This is a genomic window from Suilimivivens sp. (assembly GCF_037359455.1).
GTDB classification, from domain to species: domain Bacteria; phylum Bacillota; class Clostridia; order Lachnospirales; family Lachnospiraceae; genus Suilimivivens; species Suilimivivens aceti.
This window is the reverse complement of record NZ_JAXXXI010000008.1, coordinates 39,539-47,702: the sequence shown is the minus strand read 5'-3', so window position 1 is coordinate 47,702 and position 8,164 is coordinate 39,539. Positions and strand designations below refer to the sequence as shown.

General features: G+C 44.4%; 3 protein-coding genes and 1 pseudogene. All 4 read right to left on the bottom strand.

What is annotated here, in order from left to right; translation table 11 throughout:
- Positions 1–2,296 (bottom strand): annotated as a pseudogene (locus WJQ40_RS01265) (hypothetical protein); the annotation flags it as partial.
- A gap of 624 nt (positions 2,297–2,920) precedes the next feature.
- Positions 2,921–4,993, bottom strand: a complete 2,073-nt coding sequence (locus WJQ40_RS01260) for a glycoside hydrolase family 31 protein (RefSeq protein WP_337537648.1) — start codon at positions 4,991–4,993, stop codon at positions 2,921–2,923.
- 26 nt (positions 4,994–5,019) lie between these two features.
- The gene (locus WJQ40_RS01255; RefSeq protein WP_337537647.1) at positions 5,020–7,287 is read right to left on the bottom strand and encodes a hypothetical protein; all 2,268 of its coding nucleotides are present in this window, start codon (positions 7,285–7,287) and stop codon (positions 5,020–5,022) included.
- Positions 7,259–8,164 (bottom strand): ABC transporter ATP-binding protein, encoded by a 906-nt coding sequence (locus WJQ40_RS01250; protein WP_262575880.1) that lies wholly within the window; start codon positions 8,162–8,164, stop codon positions 7,259–7,261. The genes WJQ40_RS01255 and WJQ40_RS01250 overlap by 29 nt, the downstream gene beginning before the upstream one ends.

Below are 8,164 nucleotides of genomic sequence, written 5' to 3'. Positions count from 1 at the left end.
TCGGTGTTGCCGTCGGCGTTGCTGTTGGTGTTGCGGTCGGTGTTGCCGTCGGCGTTGCGGTTGGTGTCGCCGTTGGTGTCGCTGTCGGCGTTGCGGTTGGTGTTGCGGTCGGTGTTGCCGTCGGCGTTGCTGTTGGTGTTGCGGTCGGTGTTGCCGTCGGCGTCGCGGTTGGTGTCGCCGTCGGCGTCGCGGTTGGTGTCGCCGTCGGCGTCGCGGTTGGTGTCGCCGTCGGCGTTGCTGTTGGTGTCGCCGTCGGTGTCGCCGTTGGTGTCGCCGTTGGTGTCGCCGTCGGGGTCGCGGTTGGTGTCGCCGTCGGCGTTGCTGTTGGTGTTGCCGTTTCCTTCGGTGTAGGTGTAGGTGTTTCTGTCACTTTCGGTGTAGGTGTTGAAACACTATGCCATTCACCACTTCTTACTTCAAACTCTTGGGAAACAACAGATCCTGTACTGGTTGCCTTGGACACTACTTTTGCAAGTGGTGCTATAATTCTTCCAATAATGCTTCCTGCCACATTAATCGTTCCCGTATAATTCCCAAAATTCCATACGATCTTATCAGCATACTTCTGTGCTGCTTCACTTGCCGAGTTGGCATCTGTACCCGTTCCATTAATCGTATACTTCTGCAGATCAATTTCTGTTTCTTCTGTCGCATCAGACACATTCACATTAATAATGCATATCTGGTCATCTTTAGTATAAATCTGTAAATTCTCTGCCTGATTAACCAGCTTATTTCCCTTGGAATCTTCATAATAAGTTCCAGATTCACCTTTGGACATTGTGATGTTAACAACAGTAACCTCTGTTTCGCTTCCTGTTGTATCAATTCTGACCTTATCTGATACGCTAGCGCTGATTCCTTCAGTATCCTGTTTCAGAGCAAGTTCTGTAGCAATAGCTGTAATTGCTCCAATATTTTGAGATATATTGTCTGATTTATCAGCCACATCTACATTTGAGCTTCTGTCCTTTTTTACATAAAATGCAGTTTCATTTCCATTCTCATCAGTCTTTACAACAATGATATGATCGCCTAACGGTGTATACCGCTTTCCATCCTTTGTGGTGTACTCGGTCAGATAATTTCCATCAGCATCCTTATAGGTATACTTCATATGGTCTCCATTTGCATCACTGTAAACCACTTCATTTCCAAGCTCCAATGTTCCTGTGGCACTTCCTAGATCCAGTACCCCACCATCCTTAATATTGATTTCGCCAACATAACAGTCTTTTACTCTCTGATCATACTCTACATCACTTCCGATTTCATTCATGCTGTTCACATTCAGAACCTCTGCAGCAATATCAGCCTGCATATGACCATTCAGATCCATCTTTTTTGTATAAACAGAATAATCATCTGTAATCTTGTTGATTTCATTCAGAAGTTCTTCCGCCGTTTTTTCGCTATTTTCAGGAGCCGCTGCTTTGCAGACATTAAAGAGCGTCAGAGGTCCGAACTTTCTCATGGCCGTTACTTCTTCACCTTCTTCTGCGAAATAGCCATCCAGTGCTTCTACCTTTTCTTCATCTGTCATATCCTTGGACAGTTCTACCTTTTTACTCTTTACCTCGGGTGATGTGGTTGCTGCCTCAGTCACTTCCGGTGTAGCTTCAGTCTTTTCTTCCACTTCTGTTACAGCAGGGATTTCAGTGGGCTGCTCGGTTGCTTCTGCAATAGCAGCGGGTGTTTCTGAAGGGATTGCCACTGCTGCTGGCTCACTTTCTTCAGCCTCCAATGTCTGTGCTTCAGACTCAGTGGTATCGCCATTATTATCGTTACTGTCCTTGTTATCTGTATTCTGTGTCTGCTCTTCTGCAGAGCTTTCTGTCTGCTCAGGAACAGGTGCTGTGGCTTCTTCCTGTTCTTCCTGTGCAGGCTCAGCGCTTTCTGCAGGTGCAGCTTCTTCTGCTTGGATTTCTTCTCCATCAGCAGCTTCTACTGCTTCCTGGTCTTCTGCAGTATCTTCCGGAATCTCTGCCACAGGAACCTCTGTCTCTTCCGGTTCTTCTGCCGCATCTTCTGCCGGCGTCTCTATTACTGCAGGCTCCTGTTCCTGTACTTCCACTTCTGTATTTTCAGTCTCACTGTTCTCGGTCACCTGTGGAACGGAAACTTCCTCGTTCTTCTGTTCCTGTTCTGCCGCTGCTGCGTCGGCTTCCTCTACCGTCATCTGGCACATAATGCTGTGGTCTTCCTCAGCATATGACACAAAAACATTGGTAGCCACAATCGTTTCTACCAGAACAACAGCAAGCATCCTTTTCATTTTTCTTGAAAGATTAAACATAGCAATACTCCCCTTGTAAAACTATTAACCTCCACAGGCTGTGCCACACAATACACAGATACCCTGCAGTCGGATACTGAATCCCACACACGATCCAACATCCTATTCCTATGTAATATTTTACCGTAATCGTTTTCGCAATGCAATATCACTATGCTATTTTTGCTATCATCTACGCTTGGAAATCGCCATGCTGAGTATACCGCATGGTGATTTTTGCGCATTTTTTATGCTTTTGTTGCTATTTCTTATCTTTTTTTGTTGACTTTCTATATTGCATTGCTATAGCTATACCTGTACAGCTCATGGACGTGCCAAGTACTATCAGCCATAGGATCAGACTCATATCATCACCTGTCTGGGATCTTCTTCTGTTAGTGATCTCTGTTCTGCCCTCTGTATCTACATAACCGGGATTTTCATCATAGCCATCCGGTACGCCTGTCTCTTTTGTTCAAATCTACACATGAGTTACGAAACTTTTCGAAATATAAAAATCTCCAGTGGCATGACAGCATAAAAAACAGACACCCAGATTTCTCCGAATGTCTGTTATCTTTTTCTGTATTTATTTTCGGAAGCTGTCTCCTTTCTCAGAGACTATCTCCTGCTTCTGTTACCTTCTCAGTTCTCATAGACGGAAATATCTGCACCTTCTCTGATAAAGACTGGAATAATGTCGATCGGTGCACTGGCACTTACTGTTTCACCGCCTTCATATATCCTGCCGGTAGCACTTTCTTTCCATCTGGTGCCTGCCGGAAGGTATACTGCTCTTTCTGATATGCCTGCTTCCATCACAGGGGCTACCAGAAGATCCTTTCCAAACATATAGGCATCCTCTGTCTCCCATGCCTTCTGATCTTCCGGGAAATCAAAGAACAGCGGCCGCATGACAGGTTCTCCCGTTTCACTGGCTCTTCTCATGCACTCACGAATGTAGGGACGAAGCTTTTCACGTAGGAACAGATACTTTTTGAGAATCTCATAATTGTCCTCTCCAAAGCTCCATACTTCATTATCCTGACCGGAGGTAAGCTGACGGACACCGTCAATAAACTCTTCTTCTCTCTCATACCAGGGTGATCTTTCACCGTGCATACGGAATACCGGGCAGAAAGCTCCCCATGCAAACCATCTGACCAGAAGCTCTTTAAATGCCGGATCTGTAATATCACCGCCGATAAAGCCTCCTATATCAGAAGTCCACCAGGGAATACCGGCCATACCCATATTAAGGCCTGCCTGAAGCTGTTCTCTCATGGCACGGAAGGAAGAATGGATATCCCCAGACCAGGTCAGCACACCATATTTCTGGCTGCCTGCCCATGCACAGCGTACAAGGCTCATAATCTCCTTTTCTCCGGCTTCCTTCAGACCGTCATAAAAGCCCTTCGCATACATCACCGGATAAATATTGCTGCACTGCAGCGCCGGTCCCGCATAATAACGGTAATTGTCAAAATCGTAGGGTCCATACTCCGGCTCGGCTTCATCCAGCCAGAAGATCCTGATTCCCTTGTCATAATAATTCTTTTTGCATTTATCGAAGACAAACTTTCTTGCTCCCGGATGTGTGGCATCATAGAAGATCGTATTTCCCATCCAGGTCATGTGATCACCACAGCCTCTGTCTGTCCGGACAAGGTAGCCATTATCGCTCATCTCTCCGAAATATTTGCTTCTTTCGTCAATAGTAGGCCATACGGAAACTACTGTCTCAATTCCAAGCTTCTTCAGCTCCTTTACCATCGCTTCCGGATCCGGCCAGTCACGCTTTTCGAACTCAAAGTTACCCTGCATGGACCAGTGAAAAAAGTCAATGACAATGGCATCCATGGGAAGACCTCTTCTCTTATGCTCCCTTGCTACCTTCAGAAGCTCCTCCTGATTCCGATAGCGCAGCTTGCACTGCCAGTAACCAAGACCAAACTCAGGCATCATGGGCGTACGTCCCGTGGCATCACTATACTGCTTTTCTATCTCAGCCGGTGTATCCCCTGCTGTAATAAAGTAATCGATCTTTTTTGTCCGCTTTGCATACCACTCTGTCTTATTTGCCCCAAAGGCAGCTGTTCCGATCGCCGGATTATTCCAGAAAAGTCCATAACCCCTGCTGGATACCATAAAGGGAACGCTGGCCTGACTGTTTCGCTGTGCAAGTTCAAGAATCGCACCTTTCTTATTCAGGTTCTTCTCCTGATATTGTCCCATACCATAGATCTTTTCATCATCAAAAGCCTCAAACCGCATGGTCACTTCATATTCATCAGTTCCCTGCACGGGCTTCATTTCCCTGGCATCAATCCTTAAAGGAACCGCATAACGATTGATCCTGTTTCTGTTTCTCCAGTACTCTGCTGTCAGCAGTTCTCCCTTTTGATTATAAAAGCTGATCCAGCCCTCCGGATTGATCTTCACCGTAAGCTTACCATTGACCATGGTATATTCCTTCCCGGTCATATGATATTTCGTCCACTCATCCCCTTTGTACCAGGGATCAGTGATATCAAGCTCCTTTTCAGTGATGACCGGGATATATTCCTTCACAGGCTCTGTCAGCGCCCAGTCATTCTCATCCATTCTGGCTTCTTTTGTCATCCTGATCCTGGCAGAATTTTCTCCCCATGGATCGATCCATACCTGTGAAACGCCATCTGCTATGATCAGTCTGTTTCCTTCCTGCCTTACCTTCATCCTTTATCCTCCTGTTGTCAACAGCATTATTCCTGACAGGCAGTATCCTCCTGTACATATTCAGGCACTTCACCCTTCAGGAAATAGCATCCGACAAAGCCGGTATAGCTTGCCGTAATACTGCTTTCCGGTTTAAAATAGACAATCACCTCATAATCTGTATCAAAATCCACATCTGAGGTAAAGTCAGCCCCACCCTGATCCATCGGATACAGCTTCTGGCTGATTTCCTCAATTTTATCTCTGTCACTATAGGTCTGTCTTACCATATAAGGATCACCCTCATATGCATAGGTATCTTCATAATATACCGGTTCTGCGCTGTCTGTCATACTTTCCGTATAAACTGCTGTATCTGCTACTGCCATATCTGTATTCGATTTATCCCAATTATAATTGATAACCTGTATTTTCTCAACCTCATCAGGATCAATAAATATTTCCTTATAAAGTCCCTTTTCCTTCAGAAATGCTGCACAATTCTCATAAGAAGGATATATCCTGAATTCCTTATGCCGATTCATAGTATAAAATCCATTGTCCTGCTGCACTGCAATTTCCAGACTTCCGTAGGATATTTCCTTTCTGGTTTCTGAAAAATCAGTTTTTCTGATATCCTCCATAAAACACTTCATCAATGTCAGTGCATCTTCCTCAGACAGTTTACCGGCATCAATGCTGTTTCCATAGGTATAGCTAAGCTTTATACCGTCTGCATGCTTCTCCATAATCTGATATATGGTATCCATCATTTTTCCATATACTGCAGAAATATATTCTTCGGAATCAATCACCCGGTCAAGCAGATCAAGTGTCTCCTGATCCTTCATATTCACATAAAATTCCCGCTGTACAGTCTTATGGTTTCCCATCCGGTACATCACGTTCAAACAATACCATTCTGCATTCTCATCCTCGTAAAGAGCACTCAGGTCAGAATATTTTCCAAGACTATCAATAGATTTCTGCAATAATTTATTCAGTGATCCAATATCTGACAAATACATATTATCTGCCAGATACTCCATACGATCCTCATATTTCAGGTTTTCGTCATAATAATCATCACCATATACACTGTATTCATAGGGTGAAATCAATACTGCACTGCTCACCCTGTCGACCTTTGGCACATAGCTGTTATATCCAGTAAGATCCTTTGAAAATACAAGGAAGATCAATGCAGCTGCTGCACTGGATATCAGAATATGCCATTTTTTGTGCAGAATCCCACGAATGTCAAATTCATAAACCACCTGCATCAGGCAGCATACCACAACCACTACAATGGCCATGGAAAAGACAGGAAAACCAGGTGATCCGCTATTCCATAAGGGTGAATATCCCACTATATTACTGACAATCAGACCGGCAAACAGTGATGCCGGTATGGCAAGTGCAATTTTGATCACAGGCTGTGTTACTTTAAAAGCCATTGCTCTGCCGGCTGCTTCTGCCGGACGTTTCCGGTAACACCAGTATGCAAGAGCCAGCACAATTCCGCTGAACAGGGAAAGCTGCAGCACCGTTCCGAGGATACCCGCCTGTCCTTCACTTCTTTTTTCACTGTAACGGATAAACATGGCGATTGGCGAGAAATACGGCATATCCGACTGGTTAAATGTGGAATAATGTGGAAAAAACATCAGCTTATAACCAGAGAGCACACTTCTTACCATCCATTCATATAAGAAAAAAACACCAGTTCCAAGACACGTAATCAAAACATTTCCCGTCAGCATGACTGCCAGAATGGTCATATGATAACAGCCAAGATATACAAACAAAAGCAGGAAAAAGGCAATTCCGGTCTGCTGCAGAATTTCTGCAGTCAGCATTTGATTTCCTGCCATAACCAGCAGACATAATACAGTACCAGCAAATCCTGGTATCAGATATACCAGAACTCCATTTAACCAGATTGTCAGAAACCGCCGGCTCTGTTTCACAGGAGCTGCCTGATAAAAATCAATTTTATTCTTGTGATAAAGATAGCTGAAGCCCTGTATTCCGCTGACTATGGCAACTCCCGAAATTATCACAAGAAGCAGAAGATTATCCCCATTAAATATCTGCAGAAGCTGATTCATGGTCTCCTGCCGGATTCTTTCCATGCCTGCGCTTTCCCCATACTGCTCAATCAAATAACTGTTATTTGTTTTATAACTGCTGATAAACATGGCTGTCACCGTCGGCAATACCACAAGATAAGTAAATGCACTTAATATCCACAGCCAGATTCTCCTTTTATTATTTTCCTTCAGACTAACCCAGAATGAGTTTTTTGATATCATAGCCGACTACCTCCGTTTCGCTGATAAAGATCTCTTCAAGAGATAAAGGAAGAGCCTCAAAAAATACAGTATTGACAGTAGCAAAGATCGCCAGGATTTCCGCCTTGTTGCCACGTACGGTAAGCGTATTTAACGATCCCCTCTTCTCATTTTTCATAATATCCAGTGCCCCGATCGCCCTTGTTTCATCCTCACTGGTTGCAAAAACACATTGTACCTTCTGGATGTTGCATTTCATATCCTCAAGATCCTTGGACAGCAGCACTCCTCCCTTATGAAGCAGTCCCACATGATCACAGATGTCCTCAAGCTCCCGCAGGTTGTGGGAAGCAATGACCGGTGTCAGTCCTCTTCTTTCCATTTCACTGGCAAAGATACTTTTGATCCCCTGGCGCATAACAGGATCAAGTCCGTCAAAGGTTTCGTCACAGAGAAGATATTTTGCGTTGCTGCAAATGCCACAGATCAGGGCAAGCTGCTTTTTCATTCCTTTGGAATAGGTATTGACCTTGCGCCTTTTATCCAGGCCAAAATTTACAAGATAACTATAAAAATCCTCTGTCATAAATTCAGGATAAACGCTGGAAAGATATTTCTGCATATCCATTGCATTACTGTTTGCAAAGAAATATGGCTCGTCAGCGATAAAATAAAATTTTCTCTTTGCCTCAACATTGTTTAATACAGCAAGACCATCTATTGCCAGTTCCCCTTCATCCGGTTCCAGTACTCCTGCAACCATCCGCAGGAGTGTACTCTTTCCAGCTCCGTTTGTTCCGATCAGTCCAAATACGGTATTTTCCTTTATTGAGACACTGACATTATCTACTGCCCTGATCCCGTCAAACGACTTGCTGATATTTCTGATCTCTATCAT